Source organism: Nitrospira sp. (genome assembly GCA_016715825.1).
Classification (GTDB): Bacteria; Nitrospirota; Nitrospiria; order Nitrospirales; family Nitrospiraceae; genus Nitrospira_D.
Map to the genome: position 1 here is coordinate 625726 of JADJXO010000002.1, position 16731 is coordinate 642456.

The following is a 16731-nucleotide window of genomic DNA, read 5'->3' on the forward strand; positions in this document are numbered from 1 at the left end:
TTTAGACGGATGCGTCGCAGATGCTTTGCGCTAGTAACGGCTCCATATGAAGATATCGGGCGACCGCGCGCTTGGCATCGATGTCACGGTACACCCGCTCAACTTGGGCCTCGGTGAGCCCCAAATACCCAGCTACCTCTTTGGCCGGGAGGTTGTGATTCTTCCCGTAGAGACAGAGATCCATATTGTCGTAAGGTAGAGAGAAATAGAACTCTTCCTGAGATTGTGAGAGTGAGTAGGTGTCCGTGGTGGGAGGCCTCGTGAGGATTTCATCCGGGACGCCAAGGAAAGCAGCCAGTTGATACACCTGTGACTTATAGAGATGTGCGATCGGCTTGATGTCGGCGGAACCATCGCCGTTCTTTACGAAGAATCCTTGGTCATACTCCAAGCGATTCGGCGTTCCAGCGACGGCATACAGAAAGCGATCAGCATAGTAGTATTCCATCATTTTCCTTGTGCGCTGCTTGAAATTCGTTGCGGCCACCAGTGCCAAAAAGGCGTCGCCTGTTAGCCGCGCCTTGCGCTGCACTCCGTCCGGCGACTGAACTACTACGTAGGAGATGCGGAATTCCGAGCTGTCGAGCGACGAGAGCACCAGCTTCGATTTATATCCGGCGTGATACTCGGGGACCACCGCCCTAATCGCCGCATCGCGGCGTCGGTAACACTCGGCGCCGGTGAGAATACCGGAGATATCTTCCGTGAACGTCTTGATGCCTAGCTGCTTCGCCAACAGTTGCCCCAACCGCAAGCTGTCGTCCGATGAGTCGGATTCAGGCATGAATAAGCCGACCACCCGATCAGGCCCCAGTGCACTGACGGCTAAAGCGGCAACTGTGCTGCTGTCGATGCCTCCTGAAAGACCGATGACCAGTCCTTTTCTTCTAAGCTGTGTACATACGCCATTTTGGATAAAGGCGCCGATTCGTTCGACTTCGGCCACGGCATCCAGTTTCAGCCGATCGGCTGACAATGGGTTTTCTGCTTCCCCCATGTCGTTCCTCCTAAGAATTACATGGCTTGATGCTGTACAACGCGGAAACTTTCGACCGGCAGCGTGCTACGAAATTACCGACGCCGGAACAGTGAGTGAGGCGATCTCACGCAGGCGTGGCCGCAAGGTCTTGCCAGACGGAGATTTGGGTAAAGCTGACACGATCGTGATCACTTTTGGCCGCTTATACTGCGCAAGCCGCTGTGCGCAGTAGGCCATCAGATCCTGATTCGTCAGCGCCCCGGTCGCTTTGAGCACGACGACCGCACAGATCTTCTGCCCCAGTATGGCATCATCGATGCCGATCACGCCGGCTTCCGCTACGTCCTGATGCTGCAGCAAGACCTCTTCGATCTCTTGTGGACTGATTCGATAGGCGCCGGACTTGATCATTTCGTTAGTGCGCCCGTCGATGGTCAGATAGCCTTCGGCATCCAGCCTTCCCAAATCTCCTGTACGGAGCCATCCATCACGAAGCACTCCGGCGGTCAATTCCGGATCCTGCCAATACCCCTGCATGATGTTGTCGCCACAAGCCCACACTTCTCCCACCTCCCCCGGCCCTGCCGATTCACCTCCTTCCTTAATGATTTTCAGCGACACACCTGGAATTGCCAGCCCCGCCGATCCCTTTTTCAAGTCAAGGAGGTCGGGAGGAAGATATGTCAGACGCGCCGACGCCTCTGTTTGCCCGTACATAAGAAAGATGCGTCGATCAGGAAACGACGCCCGTATGCGACTCAACAATTCTGAGGGCATCGGCCCTCCGGCGTGCGTCAGATAGCGCAAGGTAGGAAAGGCATACGATTGTAGATTAGAGTGATTCAGCAGCAGCGCATAGGTGGTGGAGACCCCTGACAATCCGGTGACCTCCGACTTGATCATGCTGTCCAACACAACATGTGGGTACAGCATAGTATTCTCGATGACGAGAGTACCTCCGGAAAATAAGTGCGTCAGCATGACGGAGTTGCCGTAGGCGTATACGAACGGCAGTACAGCCATGACGGAATCGTCGGTGGTCAGTCGCAAGTAAGAAAGAATAGAGCGGGTATTCGCAATCAAATTCTGATGCGTAAGCACCACTCCCTTGGGCCGCCCGGTCGACCCGGAGGTATAGATGATTTGCGCCACATCCTCTGGAACCATCTGTCCCACATATCGATAGTGCATGCGGTACAAGTTCTCTTCGATGAGCATGAACCGGAGGCCAGCCAACTCAAATTGGCTCATCGTCCAATGCTTGACCGTCGGAGACACGATCAGTCCCGCGGCACCAACGTGCCGGATGATCCGTTCCACCTCCTCTGCGGTGGTCAGAGGATGGAGCGCGACGACAATTCCACTAAGTTCCAATATCGCTAAATAGGCAGCGACATACTCCGGGGAGTTTTCCATCCAGACGATTACCCGATCGTGCTCAGACAGTCCAGCCTTTACCAACTGGATCTTCTTGGCGTCGACGAGAACACGTAAATCAGCATAGCTCCACCGAGTGGCTTGATAGACAATGGCTGTCTTCTGACCACAAGACGCTATCGTTTCATTAATCACCTGTTCAACGCGCATCTGGTATCAGAATCTCCGTTGAATGAATAATGGGTGGCGCATTGGGAGCAACCGTCGGCGTCCTGAACCAAGCGACAGCCCCCGTTGTTTGGCTGGAGAATGTGAGCCGCAAGGGAAGTTAACTCCTAATTCGTGCCGAGGCGTCATGTTTGGTTTCCACAAACCGGGTGAGCGCATTCACCGAATCCAAATTGGCGGGAATGAGGTCCTCGTCCTCCACTTTGACGCGGAATGTCTCTTCCAGAAACTGGACCAATTCCAGTACGCCCGTTGAATCAATGATGCCTAACTCAAGAAACGAGGTGTCTCCGCTAAGCACAACCGCTGTCCGTCCAAACAGCAGATTGTCCATCACGTATCGCCGCACTTCCGCTTCGATCGAGGCCATGTCACAGACTCCTTGGAAAATTCTTGATAAACTGGTTCACCACGATCTGCGTTGAGAGGATTCCCACCAGCGCCATATTGTCTTTGACGCTTGCCACGTGTCCGTGTCGCGTCTTATCCAACAGCTTTCCGACGGCTCCAGCATCAAACAATCCCGCCTCTCGTATGGCTGTTGAATCCAGCAAGTCTTCTACGTAGTCAAATAGCCTGTCCGTGTGCGGTCCAACCAAGAAGCTTTGGCTCTCAGGCGACCGATACGGCTGTTTGGGCCTGCATCTGATGCTGCGAGGAATCAAGTCTCCAGCGGCGATTTTCAACAGGTATTTTTCGTTCAGGACTTTCATCTTGAACCGTGGAGAGAGGCATGACGCAAACTCAACGACCCGGTGATCGAGGAACGGGAATCGACCCTCGACAGAATGAGCCATTGCCATCCGATCACCCTGTGATGACAAAATATAGCCGGGCAACAGATAGGCGGCCTCGAGATACTGCGATTGCGAGAAGTTATCCCATTGCCAAAAGCGGGAGGGCAGTTTCGCTTCCAGATGGTCCAACGTATTACGGTGCTTGAGATGGTCACTGATCTCCTTCGAAAAGAAGTTCTTGAGCTTGGACGTCATCTCCCAGCGAGGCAAATGCGAGAAAAACGGGTTGGCTCTGTCGCCTTTTTTGACATGGAAGAAGGCACGTAAGTAAGCATCGGGCTGCGATTGCAGATTCTTCATGTAGGGATAGAGCCGCCGTAGCAGGATCGGACGGAATTGCGACTCCGGGTACCTGGCCCAGAATCGGCGGATCTTGGCCTCTTTGAAAATATCGTACCCTCCAAAGACCTCGTCCGACCCTTCGCCAGTGAGGACGACTTTGTATCCCTGCTCGCGCACCAGCTTTGACAATAGGTACAGCGGCGCCGGTGCCGTTCGCAGCACCGGCTTCTCCGTATGCCAAATGACATCAGGAAATACCCGGCCGATGTCCTTCGGGGAACAAGAGATGCTCCGGTGCTCCGTTTTGAGAAACTCGCTGGCCTCGTTCTGGAAGCTGCTCTCGTCGAGCGTTTTGTCCTCAAACCCCACGGAAAAGGTCCTCAGATGAGTCATCCCAAGCCTCTTCACGAGAGCTGTAATGAGCGTCGAATCAAGCCCACCACTCAGATAAGCCCCAACCGGCACATCCGACCGCAAACGAATGCGGGTTGCATCAAGTAAGAGATCGAGCAATGTTTTGCAGGCATCCTTTTCGTTTTCCGTTTTTTGGGAAGGATGGTAATCCAGGGCCCAGTAGGGTTGAACGCGCACCTCGTCTTGCTCAAGCACCAGAGAATGGCCAGGAGGAAGCTCCGAGATGCCTGAAAAAAACGTTCGAGGGGGGAGCGTTACCCAAAAAGTAAACAGCTCGTCGAGTGCCTCCAAATCAATGGTCCGTCGTACTGAGGGGACGGCAAACAGCGACTTGATCTCAGATCCAAACAGAAACCCCTCGCCGGTTGTGGTGTAAAAGAGCGGGCGGACCCCCAGTCGATCACGAGACAGGAACAGTCTCCGATGCCTGGAATCCCAGATAGCAAAAGCCCACTGCCCATTCAAATCCTGGACACAGGACTCCCCCTTTTCTTCATACAAGTGGACTATCACTTCCGTATCTGACTGAGTATGAAACCGATGCCCTTTCTTGATGAGAGCTTCACGCAATTCAATGTAGTTAAAAATTTCTCCATTGAAAGTGATCCAGACGGTCTTATCCTCGTTACACATCGGCTGGTTGCCCCCGCCAAGGTCGAGGATGCTTAGTCGCGCATGGGCAAGCCCAACCGAACCATCCACATACGTTTCCGAGTAATCAGGCCCACGATGATTCACGAGAGCAATCATCCGCTGGATGACCTGTTGGTCACAGGGCACGTTATTCTGTGTCACGAATCCGGCTATTCCGCACATAGCTAAGCCAATGAAAGCATTCTGGACTCAATGATTCTGTATTGCCCTCGAGTCATGTGACGTGGGTACGGGAGAAGGGAATGGGATTAACTGCCGATCTTCTAGGGCATGGATTAGGAGCGTCCTGTGCAGTAGAACCCATTAACTGTCTCCACTGCTATTGTTACCATCCCATCCAGCATGACATCTCAGGAAGGGCATGGTATTCCACCCTACTCCAGAGCCTTCTCTCTGGCCAGAAACTTCTCGTATTTATCCTTGGCGTATCGGCCACAGCTACTCGCTGATAAGTCAGATGCGTGCAAAGGTGAATCCCACTTCCTTGCAATTGAGACCTCTGCTAAGCCCGGACCCTCGAGTGGGTCGAGGAGATCGCAATGGCGTCCGATTCAACAGAGCTCATTCAAAGGTGGGTGGAAAAGCGCTAGGGTAGAGTCGTGTCGAGTATTCTGAAGGAGGAGGTGGCTGAAACTGAAGAGAAGCTCGATGCGTGACCAACATTCAGCAAGGCATCAGGTCGTGACGCTCGACAATGACATTGCCGAGCACGGAACCAGTGTGACCGATCCCAACACCAACAAAGTGGAATACGCCCACAACGCGGCGAGTGAACTCACGACGCTGGGGACCTTGACTTATACCTACGATGCCGCAGGCAATCGTGTCAAAACGGGCGGGACCTCCAGCACGACCAAGGGAACCAGATGCCGTTTGGGAAATCACAAAAGCGTTTGCAATTCATACTCAAATCCACGTCGTCGCAAACAAATCAATGCCCGACGACTGAGGTCATCCACGAGTGAAAACACCTGATTCCAGGTGAGCTCAGGAAAATAGGCCAAAAGTTCTTCAAGTGGAATGCATTTCCGCTCGTGAACGATGGCCAGTAGTTTATTCGCAGGTTGTTGGTTCATTGTGCCTCCTCGTATTAGAGATCGACGCGCCCAGCATCGTGAGCCCCTGTCCTCAGCGTTGGACTCCACCGAACGGCCATGACGCGAATAATGCCAAGAATCAGCAGAACCCCACAGAGGACTGCAAGTGGTTGCCAGTCCCCTCCTTTGAACCATTGAGAGATCACTTCGGTCAGCATGACGACCAGGATCGTATCCACGATGAATGTCACTTTGACACGGCCCTCGCGGAAGTAGGTGACGGTGGTTTTGAAAACCTCGACGAGGGCCAGCAGCATGAGGATGTTGACGATGACCTGGCGTAAGACAACTTCGGCTGAATGATCCATGAGGAGTCGAATTTCCCAAAACGTCTTCATTGCGCCGCCGGCGAGAGCAGTCAACAGCGTCAGAATCACCAGACTGAGCACCCCTTTTATGCCTCGATTCCAGACTTCTAGGAGATCGAGATGAGCGAGCCGTTGTCTCAGGACTTCACGGTCAAACAGATGATTCGCTTCGAGTGCCGGCATGGGGTCCTTTCGTCCTATTCTAGCTACACATGAGATTATCCGATTATCGTTCTGGCTCGGTCACGGCCAGGTAAAACCTGTGTTAACTCTATGGCATCTCTGTGGTAGGCTCATGCCACAGGATGTGGAGGAGGGGTTATGGACTGCATGTTCGTTCGCCATGGGATTGCTGTCGAGCCAGATGAATGGGAAGGTGAAGAGGAGAATCGCCCCCTGACAGAGAAAGGGAAAAGACGTGTCCGACAGATGGCCAAAGGATTGGCGGCACTTGTCTGTCAGCCGACCCATCTGTTTACGAGCCCGTTCGTGCGGGCGTACGATACGGCCAGACTCCTACGGGCGGTCATCGGTCCGACGCTCAAGATCGAGACGCGAGAGGAGTTGGCGGTCGGAGCGAAGCCAGAGCAAGTCGTGACGTTTCTGCGCACGCTCCCGTCCGATGCGGTCGTGGTCTGTGTGGGACATGAGCCTCAGCTCGGCGAAGTCGTGAGTCTGTTGCTCTGTGGCAAACCCCTTTCGAACTTTCCACTGAAAAAGGCCGGGGCTGCGCGCGTCAAATCGGAAGGTCGTGTCAATGTGAGCCAGGGGCGGCTCGTCTGGTGGCTTCAGCCGATGCAGTTGCGGGCCTTCGGTAAGCAAGCCCATGCCAAAAGGCGTGAAGGTTTGTCGGAGGCTACCGGTTGAGAGCCGACGGTGGGCTTATCATGGGCTGTTCATCAATAAGTGTGTCGGTGCCTTGACCCTGTTGATCCCCAGACCTGCTTCCCCCGTTTCAGCAGCGTCTTCACGAGTGGTGCCATCGTCTCTCGCACGGTCTGGCGTCGGTGGTGCTGCCGTTCAACCATGCGTCCGGCCACAAACCCGGCGCGAGGGCTGGGTGAGTCCTGGAGGAACTGTCGGAGCTGCCGTTCCGCTTGAATGGCGTCCTGATGGGTCCCTAATAGCTCTTGGAGAGCCCGAGCCGCCGTGATGAAACGCGTCGCGGGTTGGCCCCCCGAGCGTTTCGCCAATTCGGCGGCGTAGCGCGCGCGCTTGGTCTTGATCCGGATGGCGTGCAGGGCAGCATCCGAGGGGGACGGTCGCAGGCGTCTGAGTGCCTTGCGCAGTTTCTTGAACGCGTGCCGGGCGAGTTGACGTACCGTCAGTGGAGACTCAATGACGGCCGGGGCTTGGGCGGCTTGCTGAAGCCGTCTGATCAATGCCAGATAGCGAGTGCTGGTAAGTGCGTTCAGCACGACCTGCTGCGCGGCGTTCCGGTGCGCTTGCAGGTGAGAGATCAACGGCTCCAGGCGCGCGCGATCTCGTGCGTCCAATGTAGTCGATTCCTCCCGAAAATAGGCGAGCTGGACATCGAGATCACGAGCAGGTCCCAGCACCTTGCCGAGCCACTCAAGCTCCTGGTCCAATGATGCGCCCCAGGCCGGGAGCAACACCGGGCGCGCGGTACGGAGCACGGCGCGCACACGCCGTACCGCGACCCGCATCTGGTGCAGACTCTCCAGGTCAGTCCCGAGCCTGGTGCCGGGATCATGGGCGAGGAGCCACTCGACGTGCTGGGCGAGCGCCCACTGTATATGCGCACCCACCGAGGCCGTCCGGTCGGGTGGAGGGACCGGGGGGGGAGGGTGCAGCGAGAGGGCGCGAAAGAACTTGGGCCGTCCGTCATGGTCGGACGCCCCGGCGTCGCGCATCTGTTGCTCGAGGGTATGCAGGAGGGCGTCATCGCCCTGTTGGAGTTCGATCTCCAATTCACGAAAGCGTTGCATGGTCGTGCCGTGCTGGACAACCGACACGCGGTCGAGGGCGATCTCCGCGAGCGGAACTTGACCATGACGAATCTGCAGCCCGGTCCGCCACACCCGTAGCGTGACGACCGGGGCAAGTTTTCGATGCCTGAGATGCAGCACGAGCAGGCGGCGTAATGACGCCGGTGGGTCGGCCCGCTCGTCGGGCACTTCGACTTCTTGCCGATCCTCGCCCAACGGAAGTTTGAGCTGCCAGGTCTTCTTCCCCCGTTCGATGCGCTGGCGCAGCGTCATCCGGGCATGGGCCAAGTCATAGGCCGCCGTATCGTAATAGGTCGAGATCAGCAACCGACGAGGGCGCAGCGTGCCGGGCAGCCGAGGCAGGTGGAAATCATCACCAATGCTCAGCTTGAGCTCCCGTTCGGTGTGAGCCGAGAGCACGGAAGGGCGCTGAGAGGAGACCTCGCGGGATCGAGCCATTGTAGGACCTCTAGGACGGGAGGAGTGCGTCTTTTTCTAAACGCCTGAGGGGGGAATTGCAACCGTCGCCGAGTCGACAGAAAGGCGAGCGGTGTTCGTCCTCGAGAGCGGCGAGGGGGAAGGAGGCATAAGGGAGCTTAAGCGGGAAGGGGTAGGTACGAAGAACGACGCGAGCCTAGAATTCGTCGATGGACACGGGGCGGAGAAAGTCGCGGACCGACACCATGCCGACCAGCGCCCCATCGTTGGTCACGCCGAGGTGGAGTGTGCGATGCTTGTCCATCAGGTCCGCGGCTTCCGTCAGGGGGCGCCGCTCTTCGATGCCGGGGATCGGGCTGCTCATGATGTCTTCCACCGCCACGAAGTAGACGGCTTTTTCTGCCCCCACGAATTTCTTGACGATATCCGATTCGGTCACCAGGCCGATGATCTGGCCCTGATACGAAACCAGCACGCTCTCCACGTTGCACGCGCGCATGAGCTTCGCCGCCTCGACGACCGAGGTGCCCACGTCCACCGTCACCATGTCCTTCCGCATTAAGTTCCCGACTGTCACCATGAGATCCTCCTTGTAATAGTTGTCGTGGCTTCACCCTACTCCGAGCCCATTGCCTTGATGTTATCTGACCATTACAGGTCGGTAAACTTTGTCGAGGAGCGCCATGTCACCCAGTGTTAACGATTCGGCAATGAGGCCGTGACATCGCTGCGGTACATCCTTCTTTAGTTATTCCAGCGGTTCCCCTGTGTTGAAACGGAAGGAGGGATGCCCCCATGGTTGCCGAACTACAGGTCTGGCCTACACACGTGAGACCGCTCATGGTCCGCGTGGCACTCATCCTGATCAGCCTCTGCGGCCTGTTTGTCCGAGTGAAGCTGGGCCGATGACGCGCCTGCCCTGAGCGGGATCAGTCGGACGCCGTCCGTCCTGCGCGCCGCCGCCGCACGGTGGTCATGGCTCACGGCCTGTTCATGGGATAAGACAAGACGCGGTGGATGGGAGACGCGCGGTGAGTGAGCCATGAGGAGGTGATCAGATCGATGCCGGTCGCAAGCCGACCCTGACGGTCACGGCTCTATTCACAGTGGCTGAGGGAGATGTTCCTGAACCTCCGGCGTACGATTCCACGCGAAAGCCGGGGGCATTTCTGCCCCTGTTCCGGCTCCCGCCTGTCTAGTGCCACACACGGTCGAATATCCCTCCTTTCTGAGCCCGATCCGATTGGCCGCTACTTCTCTCGCCAGGAAGCGACCATCGTATAGGTCACGGTCAGAATGGCGCTCAGCAGCGCCACTTCAATGAGTCCTGTCGTCATGGCTCCTCACCTCCCTCCCAGGTTGGGCTTGTTCGCATTGGACTTGGTCGCCTATTGTTCACGTACACGTACGCGATTCTATCGAAGCACTGTTGCTGCGTGGTTACGATGGTGCCAATTCCGTGTAAAAAGATGGTGTGGTGGTGAAGGTCGAGTGTGTGGGCGTTTAGCTAGGTGTTAGAATAAGAAGAAGCCATTGCGGCATGTTTTCACCTGCCTGTGTGGAAACGGGTTACGGCGACAAGCCTAACCGAGGCTGGAGAGTCCAGCGTGAGGATCCGTCGATCGGCCATGGCGGCGATGGGGAGGCCATTTATTCGAACTCTTCCCATCCACTCAAGCGGCTACCAAAGACCAACGTGCGCCTGTTGGTGGAAACAAGGATGAGCCCGTTTTCGTTATCGACTCCCACAATCTGTTCGTGGACATCCAACGGCTTCGAGGCGAAGCTGCCGAGGAGTGGTGCGAATCCGACCAGTCGTTCAGTGGTGATGAAGACCGCTCCATAGTCGTTGCTATATAGACGCCGAACCCTCTCGCGCACACCGAAAGCCTCTTCAAGCCATAGGCCGTTGACCCCGCGAAATCCGTACAGATGCCGATCCGTTCTGATGAAGCTAAAGGTCGGCAGGATCTGACGCTCCAAGATCTGTTCATTGATGTCTAGCTCTATTTTAGTCCAGGTTAGGGCACGGCTTGAAAACCCTAGGAGTCGACGAGACGTCACCACGATTGCGTTGATACCGTTCGTTCCGGAGCTGATGACGATCTCCTGTGTGTCGAGCGGGATCTCTCTCCGACCACTTAGTTGGCTGGAAGCGACGGCCAGATCTGCTTCAAACCAAATTGCGACCTCCGATGGAGGAGTTGCTGTAGCGACGGTTGGAGAACCTATCGAGATCAGAAAGAGACAGAGTGTGCAAGAGCACCAGAGCAATGAGTGAAGTAGCGTAGGCCTGTTCATCTTCCTCAGAGGGTGATGGGTCCCTGACCTTTAACCGACTCCTGGATGCTGATCTGTGAGAAGACAGAATCGCCAACCAGATGGGCGGACGCATTACTACTTAATGGGCTGCCCCAAGTGGGAGCGAGGAGAGGATAATGGAAAGGGCAATCAAAATGATGATGATCCATTCAAGCACCTCCATACGCCTGGTTCCCGCTCGGTCCGACATCTTACCGTAGATGCTTTCCAAGGTCTGGAGTTTGCGAAGAATACTTGCGTCCCATGCTTCTAAATGGAAGCGCTGCGAAACCAGACGATACACGCGTGCGAGGTATTGGTCGCCCAGGAGCTTCAGCGTATTGGTGACGCGCTCGAAGAGCAAGGCACTGTCGACCTGCAGTTGGGCGATATGGGTCACGTCTTTTTCGTGAGAGCCGGGTAACGATAAGAGTCGTGGTGTTCGGGACAAAGATTCATAGCTCTCGTCCAGCGCACGATCGAGTTGTTCATCCAAGATCCGCATCTCCAGCAGCTCGACGTTGGCGAACTCCAGTACCGCGCGAACGTCGTCCATCTCTTTCCCGAATAGCACGGCGGAATGCCAGTCGATGATCGCTGCGTCTTCTTGCCCAAACGAGATCCGGCAGGAGACGGCATCGGCAACTTCCTGTTCAGAGAATGGGGTCCGCTCGGCCCGCAGAATCTGAGCCAAATCAGTTTCGTTATTTTTCCATAACGGAGGGATGTCCGGGACAGCGGACTCAATCGAGAAGATAATGTAGTCCTCTACGTCATCCGCAATGGACGGCCGCTCGATGGCTGGGCCCAGTGCGTGGACCAACTGCTCCACGCGGGTGCGCGACTCGGTCAGTAGTCGGTCGTTTTCGTAGAGCGACTCGCTCAGATCCAATAATCGAGCATAGGGACCGTCAAGGGGAAAGCGATAGGTGATGGTGACCGCTCCGAAATCGTACACCATGACCTCGACCGTTGGGCTGGCCTGATACTGACTGAGCTCGAAAACGCTCCCTTCTTGAACCAGCCGCAATGGGGCCGGTCGATACTCAAAATATTGAGGCGCTCTGGCCTTATGACGTAAGCGCCCTCGTTCTGTCCCGGCGATGACCCGTCGCTCTGCATCAGTCAGGTTGATGGAGAGGCCGATATCGTACGCAAATAGCGCAAAACAGGTGCCTTTGGTGATAGTCACAGGTTCCTGCATGACGATATTCCTTACCACCCAACTACTTTAACAAGTTTCACATCTCTCCTCTCGACAGGTCAACCTGCTCCCCCGAGGATTCGATCCGGCCCGGCAACAATTAACGAATCCGTTACCAGACTTTCATCGATCGGTAACGATTGGGTGAGAATGTGTCCCGGCCTAGAGAGTTCTGATGCCACGGAGGTAGCAATCCATCTATTCGGACCTAGGGAGGAGGAGAAGCTATGTCGATCATTGATGATGAGGACGTAAGTCATGATTCTGACAATGAACATTTCCAAGAAATTGTGAACATGCGTTTATCCCGGCGCAGCTTCCTGGCCGGCGGTCTGGCTACGGCAGCGATTATGTCACTCGGAGGGGCCGAAGCGCTTGTGAGGGTTCTCCTGCAGGAGCTCAAGAGAACGAGTACACAGCAGACACCGAAATGGGGGGAGAAGGACGTAGGGGCCGAAAGCTCAGGCTCGGGTTCGAAGCGGTGCCTATCTCTGCTATCGACGAGGTTGTGGTACCGAACGGATATACGGCCGAGGTGTTGATAGCGTGGGGCGATCCCGTCTCGAACGGCCCCTTGTTCAAACAGGATGCGAGCAACACCGCCGATGATCAGGCGCGCCAGTGGGGCATGCACAATGATGGACTTGTCTATTTCCCGATTGTTGGATCCCGGTACGGGTTGATTGTTCAGAACAATGAATACACTGACGATGGATTGCTGTTCCCTGACGGAGTGAATAACTGGTCGCAGGAGAAGACCAACAAATCGTTGAATGCTCATGGGGTATCGATTATCGAGGTCACTATGCAGGCGGGCTCCCATTTTGACATGCGGGGTCGTCGGGGTAAGTGGGATGTCGTGCGACCGTCTCGGTTTGCTCGTCGGATTACGGGTTTGACCCCGATAGACATTGGTGGACCTGCGGCGGGTGATCCACGGCTGGCGACCAGCGAGGATCCGACCGGCACGCGTGTGCTGGGGACGCTCAACAACTGTGCCATGGGCGTCACACCTTGGGGTACCTACCTCGCCTGCGAGGAGAATTTCAACGGCTATTTCAGGAAGAATGGGACGCAAACTGATCTGGAGAAGCGGTACGGTATTACGGCGGAGGGGTTCGGCTATTTATGGCACACGACTGACAAACGATTTCGCGTGGATGAGGAACCTCATGAACCGAATCGGTTTGGTTGGGTCGTCGAGATTGATCCGTTGATGCCTTCTTCAACTCCGGTGAAACGCACGGCCTTAGGACGTCTGAAGCATGAAGGGGCAAAGGTGCAGGAGGCCAAGAATGGTCGAGTCGTCGTCTATCTGGGCGACGACGAACGAAACGAATACATCTACCGCTATGTCTCGAATTTGCCGTGGAGGCAGGCGCGCGCGCAGGGTATGAATCCCCTGGATGACGGCATCCTCTACGTCGCCAAGTTCCATGCGGATGGTACCGGCCAATGGTTGCCGCTGACGCCGGACAATCCCAGGTTAGCCGGGTGGTCGCTCAACGACATTCTCATCAACACGCGCGGGGCCGCCGATGCCGTGGGGGCGACTATGATGGATCGGCCTGAGTGGATCGATACGTTCCCAAGGCATCTGACCGCGTTGGCAACGCTGACCAACAACAGCCGGCGCGGGACGACTCCACCCTCGGTCAATAATCCGGACGGGACTACAGACGCCGGGTCCGCACGTCCTCCGGTAGACGCGCCTAATCCTCGAGCCATCAATAACTACGGACATATCATCCGTTGGCGTCATCTCCAGGATTGGACTGAACCGACATTCGGCTGGGATTTCTTTGCCCTCTGCGGCGACCCAACGAGCCCGATCCACGGCTCGACGATTCTCGGCGACAAGTATGGTTCGCCGGACGGTCTATATGTCGATCCCGGCGGCTTGCTCTGGATTCAGACCGATGTATCGACCTCCACCATCAATGCCGGTGCGTATACGGACTTTGGTCATAACCAAATGCTGGCCGTACATCCAGAAACGGGAGAGACTCGGCGGTTCTTGGTCGGCCCGAATCAGTGCGAAATTACCGGCGCATTCATGACGCCGGATCAACGGACGATGTTTGTCGGGATTCAGCATCCAGGAGAGCGGCCGGATGATCAGCCTAGTGACCCGAACAACCCGAAGCAATTCAGTTCGTGGCCGGACGGTCCAAACGGCGGTCGGCCACGGTCAGCGCTGATTGTCGTGACAAAAAACGACGGTGGCATGATCGGAAGTTAAGACGACTACAAATATAGCGGGCCGTTGGAATGCAACTCCAAGGGCCCGCCACGCAAGGAGGATGATATGCAGCCTCGGGTACCTCAATCACTACTGTCTTGGAGAGCACAGGAGTTTGGACATCTCCGCCTGTCGCAAGCCCAATCCTCTGCACAGCCATCTCTAGCGTCCTCGCTATGTCATCCGGCCAAGGTCTTACGTCGGCAGATGGTGGTCGGCGAGTTATTCAAGTATGTGAAAGAGATTCGGAGTCTCGATAACGGGTATGCCTTTAGATTTAACCGCTCGGATAATCTGGACGATCTGCTCGGGAAAATGGCGCAATACATCCTGCTCGAAAGTCTGAAGTCATCACGGCAGATATTTACGATCGATGAAGAACCGAAGACCAAAGGGTTTTGGTTGCAGGTGCGGGGGATTGAGGGTTACGTGCCGGATGTGGCATTGGTGCTGTTCCGTTCTCATTCTGATGGTCTGTGTGAGGCAACGTTTTAGTCCAAGTAGGTGATACCTAGGCAATCAGCTCTGAGTTATTACTGTGCTGGGCTGCTCCAGATCGGCCGAGGCCTTTACCAAGAGAGCGTGACGGCCGTCTGAGGTGTCTATGCCTCAGCGACGGCGGTTCATAAGGATGATACGATCGATGACGTCCCTGCAGTGAACACAACGCATCGCAACGATTCTCGCTCCTCCTTCAACGATAACCTCAGGGATGCTCATACCGGGACAACGTGCGCATTGCATAACCGCCTCCTTCATCTCCCTATTGCTTTCGGACAGCATTCGCGCGTGCCCTTTCCTTTGAGAGAAAGGGCACACGTCAGGGAGCCAGGGACTTGAATGGGAGGGCAGTATGGCTCCCTTGAGACTGAGATAGGCTCTTTTTTGACAATGGACGCTTCTTCGTCTGAACGGGCTCAACATGCCTTGTAAGTTATGTAGCCCGTGTGATCAATCTTCCGATATGTCGTACCGGTTACACAGACAGATGCCCATACTTTCATGGAGAAATCGTACAGCACCTGGTGCGCCAGACGGTTACCGTGAGGTTACGAGCAGGTTAAATGTTCAGCGAGGTCATGAATGCCTCCTCATGAGCGTTGTCTTAGCAAGAATAGGTGATGTCTGAAAACCTATGACGGGGAGTAGAACGAAAAGATGGGAGTGGGGAAGAGACCGACAGGATTGCTGGTGACCCTCTTCGTGAATTGGATTGTCAAGCCGTTTTCGATGGCCATCTTCGCCTGGGTATGTTTTCGGCTCGTGTTCTCTTCCTGGATGGCTCTATAGCCGGAACCATTATTTGGCGGCGGCGCCCTGTACCGCCATGGTCTTCGTCTGGAGCTATTTGACCGACGGGGATTCTGCGTACACTTTCGTCCAAGTCTCCGTGAATGATCTCATCATGCCGGTGCTCTTCGCCCCCATCGTCGGATTTCTGGTCACCGGTGCCTCCGCGTTGACGGTCCCGCTTCCGGTCCTGTTCTATTCCGTCTTAACGTTTATCGTGATTCCACTCATGATCGGCCTGGCACTGCGGCACTGGTTCATCACGCGATGGGGGCGAGCATGGCGCGAAGATCGGTTGCTTCCGCGGTCCGCCCCGATCACCATCCTTGGGTTGCTCGCGATGTTGATGATCCTGTTTGCGTTCCAAGCCGACAGTATCAGTGGCAAGACGTGGCACGTGGCGCTGATTGCCGTCCCCATTCTGATCCAGGTCTATTTCAATGCCTCCTTGGTCTATGCCTTGATGAAGTGGATCAAGGTGCCACATTCGGTCGCAGCGCCGGGGGTACTCATCGGCGCGAGCAACTTCTTCGAGTTGGTAGTCGCAACCGCCATCGCCCTGTTTGGACCGGAGTCTGGTGCCGGACTCGCCACCGTGGTTGGAGTACTGGTCGAGATGCCGGTCATGCTTTCCGTCTGTGCCTCTGTAATCGCACCCGAACCTGGTTTCCAGTGAAGCGGCCGGCATGACACCCACCGTTCCCTTTCTGTGCACGGGCAACTCTTGCCGAAGCCAGATGGCGGAGGGATGGTGGCAGGCAATCGGGTTGAAGTTCTGAGCGCAGGGACCAATCCGGTCGGGGTGAACCCGCAAGCCATTGAGGTGATGGCGGAAGTGGGAATCGATATCTCTCGTCACCGATCAAAGCACGTTGCAGAATTTCAGGGACGACGGCTCCACTATGTCATCACGGTGTGTGATCATGCCCAAGCGATGTGCCCGACGGAACCAAGGGGTGACGTTAGGTTGCATTGGAGGTTTGATGACCCTGCCCATGCGCAAGGGCCCGATCCTGAACGCGTGCGAGTTTTTCAGCGAGTACGCAATGAGATTGGTGAGCAGATTCTAAGGGTGGCTGCAAGCTACTGATCACTCGGCGGAGTCTGGATCAATATCGGTGCTGAAAGTTGAATGAGCACAGAACGGGGAAAAGTGGGATAAAGGGGAGAC

The 16731-nt window shown here is 55.8% G+C and carries 12 protein-coding genes and 3 pseudogenes; 5 read left to right on the forward strand and 10 right to left on the reverse strand.

The window, feature by feature from the left end; translation table 11 throughout:
• Position 1: 1 nt before the first annotated feature.
• The 6 genes from nadE to IPM58_09100 form a co-directional block, all read right to left on the reverse strand.
• Positions 2–997 (reverse strand): NAD(+) synthase, encoded by a 996-nt coding sequence (gene nadE, locus IPM58_09075; protein ID MBK9307221.1) that lies wholly within the window; start codon positions 995–997, stop codon positions 2–4.
• Between the two features lie 66 nt (positions 998–1063).
• Positions 1064–2566 carry an acyl--CoA ligase gene (locus tag IPM58_09080; GenBank protein MBK9307222.1) on the reverse strand — a complete coding sequence of 501 codons (1503 nt, stop codon included), beginning with the start codon at positions 2564–2566 and terminating at the stop codon, positions 1064–1066.
• 118 nt (positions 2567–2684) lie between these two features.
• A complete protein-coding gene (locus IPM58_09085) occupies positions 2685–2954 on the reverse strand; it encodes an acyl carrier protein (GenBank protein ID MBK9307223.1) in 270 nt (89 codons plus the stop codon).
• Between the two features lies 1 nt (position 2955).
• Positions 2956–4893 (reverse strand): asparagine synthase (glutamine-hydrolyzing), encoded by a 1938-nt coding sequence (gene asnB / locus IPM58_09090; protein ID MBK9307224.1) that lies wholly within the window; start codon positions 4891–4893, stop codon positions 2956–2958.
• 719 nt (positions 4894–5612) lie between these two features.
• On the reverse strand, positions 5613–5807 hold the full coding sequence (locus IPM58_09095; protein ID MBK9307225.1) for a hypothetical protein: 195 nt from the start codon (positions 5805–5807) through the stop codon (positions 5613–5615).
• 14 nt (positions 5808–5821) lie between these two features.
• Positions 5822–6319, reverse strand: coding sequence for a phosphate-starvation-inducible PsiE family protein (locus IPM58_09100; protein MBK9307226.1), 498 nt, complete (start codon positions 6317–6319; stop codon positions 5822–5824).
• A gap of 138 nt (positions 6320–6457) precedes the next feature.
• Here IPM58_09100 and IPM58_09105 point away from each other — a divergent pair, with 138 nt between their 5' ends.
• Entirely contained in the window at positions 6458–7003 is a 546-nt protein-coding gene (locus IPM58_09105; protein MBK9307227.1) for a histidine phosphatase family protein, read from the forward strand.
• 32 nt (positions 7004–7035) lie between these two features.
• On the opposite strand, the gene IPM58_09110 is transcribed toward IPM58_09105, so the two are convergent.
• The 4 genes from IPM58_09110 to IPM58_09125 all read right to left on the reverse strand — a co-directional run bounded on the left by IPM58_09110 (position 7036) and on the right by IPM58_09125 (position 12028).
• Positions 7036–8544, reverse strand: coding sequence for a CYTH and CHAD domain-containing protein (locus IPM58_09110; GenBank protein MBK9307228.1), 1509 nt, complete (start codon positions 8542–8544; stop codon positions 7036–7038).
• 175 nt (positions 8545–8719) lie between these two features.
• Complete coding sequence (locus IPM58_09115; GenBank protein MBK9307229.1) at positions 8720–9103, reverse strand: CBS domain-containing protein; 384 nt, start codon at positions 9101–9103, stop codon at positions 8720–8722.
• A 1070-nt stretch (positions 9104–10173) separates the two neighbouring features.
• Complete coding sequence (locus IPM58_09120; protein ID MBK9307230.1) at positions 10174–10824, reverse strand: hypothetical protein; 651 nt, start codon at positions 10822–10824, stop codon at positions 10174–10176.
• Positions 10825–10924: 100 nt separating this feature from the next.
• A complete protein-coding gene (locus IPM58_09125) occupies positions 10925–12028 on the reverse strand; it encodes a hypothetical protein (GenBank protein MBK9307231.1) in 1104 nt (367 codons plus the stop codon).
• Between the two features lie 227 nt (positions 12029–12255).
• Here IPM58_09125 and IPM58_09130 point away from each other — a divergent pair.
• From IPM58_09130 to IPM58_09145, 4 genes and pseudogenes are all read left to right on the forward strand, one after another.
• Positions 12256–14270 (forward strand): annotated as a pseudogene (locus tag IPM58_09130) (PhoX family phosphatase).
• 66 nt (positions 14271–14336) lie between these two features.
• Positions 14337–14765, forward strand: a complete 429-nt coding sequence (locus IPM58_09135) for a hypothetical protein (GenBank protein MBK9307232.1) — start codon at positions 14337–14339, stop codon at positions 14763–14765.
• Positions 14766–15428: 663 nt separating this feature from the next.
• A pseudogene (locus IPM58_09140) lies at positions 15429–16250 on the forward strand (arsenical-resistance protein).
• Positions 16247–16650, forward strand: a pseudogene (locus IPM58_09145) (arsenate reductase ArsC). Before IPM58_09140 ends, IPM58_09145 begins: the two co-directional pseudogenes overlap by 4 nt.
• Positions 16651–16731 lie beyond the last annotated feature (81 nt).

Excerpts from the sequence above, each read along its gene's own strand:
- nadE (MBK9307221.1), bottom strand. The coding sequence starts at position 997 with ATGGGGGAAGCAGAAAACCCATTGTCAGCCGATCGGCTGAAACTGGAT.
- IPM58_09080 (MBK9307222.1), bottom strand. The coding sequence starts at position 2,566 with ATGCGCGTTGAACAGGTGATTAATGAAACGATAGCGTCTTGTGGTCAG.
- IPM58_09085 (MBK9307223.1), bottom strand. The coding sequence starts at position 2,954 with ATGGCCTCGATCGAAGCGGAAGTGCGGCGATACGTGATGGACAATCTG.
- asnB (MBK9307224.1), bottom strand. The coding sequence starts at position 4,893 with ATGTGCGGAATAGCCGGATTCGTGACACAGAATAACGTGCCCTGTGAC.
- IPM58_09095 (MBK9307225.1), bottom strand. The coding sequence starts at position 5,807 with ATGAACCAACAACCTGCGAATAAACTACTGGCCATCGTTCACGAGCGG.
- IPM58_09100 (MBK9307226.1), bottom strand. The coding sequence starts at position 6,319 with ATGCCGGCACTCGAAGCGAATCATCTGTTTGACCGTGAAGTCCTGAGA.
- IPM58_09105 (MBK9307227.1), top strand. The coding sequence starts at position 6,458 with ATGGACTGCATGTTCGTTCGCCATGGGATTGCTGTCGAGCCAGATGAA.
- IPM58_09110 (MBK9307228.1), bottom strand. The coding sequence starts at position 8,544 with ATGGCTCGATCCCGCGAGGTCTCCTCTCAGCGCCCTTCCGTGCTCTCG.
- IPM58_09115 (MBK9307229.1), bottom strand. The coding sequence starts at position 9,103 with ATGGTGACAGTCGGGAACTTAATGCGGAAGGACATGGTGACGGTGGAC.
- IPM58_09120 (MBK9307230.1), bottom strand. The coding sequence starts at position 10,824 with ATGAACAGGCCTACGCTACTTCACTCATTGCTCTGGTGCTCTTGCACA.
- IPM58_09125 (MBK9307231.1), bottom strand. The coding sequence starts at position 12,028 with ATGCAGGAACCTGTGACTATCACCAAAGGCACCTGTTTTGCGCTATTT.
- IPM58_09135 (MBK9307232.1), top strand. The coding sequence starts at position 14,337 with ATGCAGCCTCGGGTACCTCAATCACTACTGTCTTGGAGAGCACAGGAG.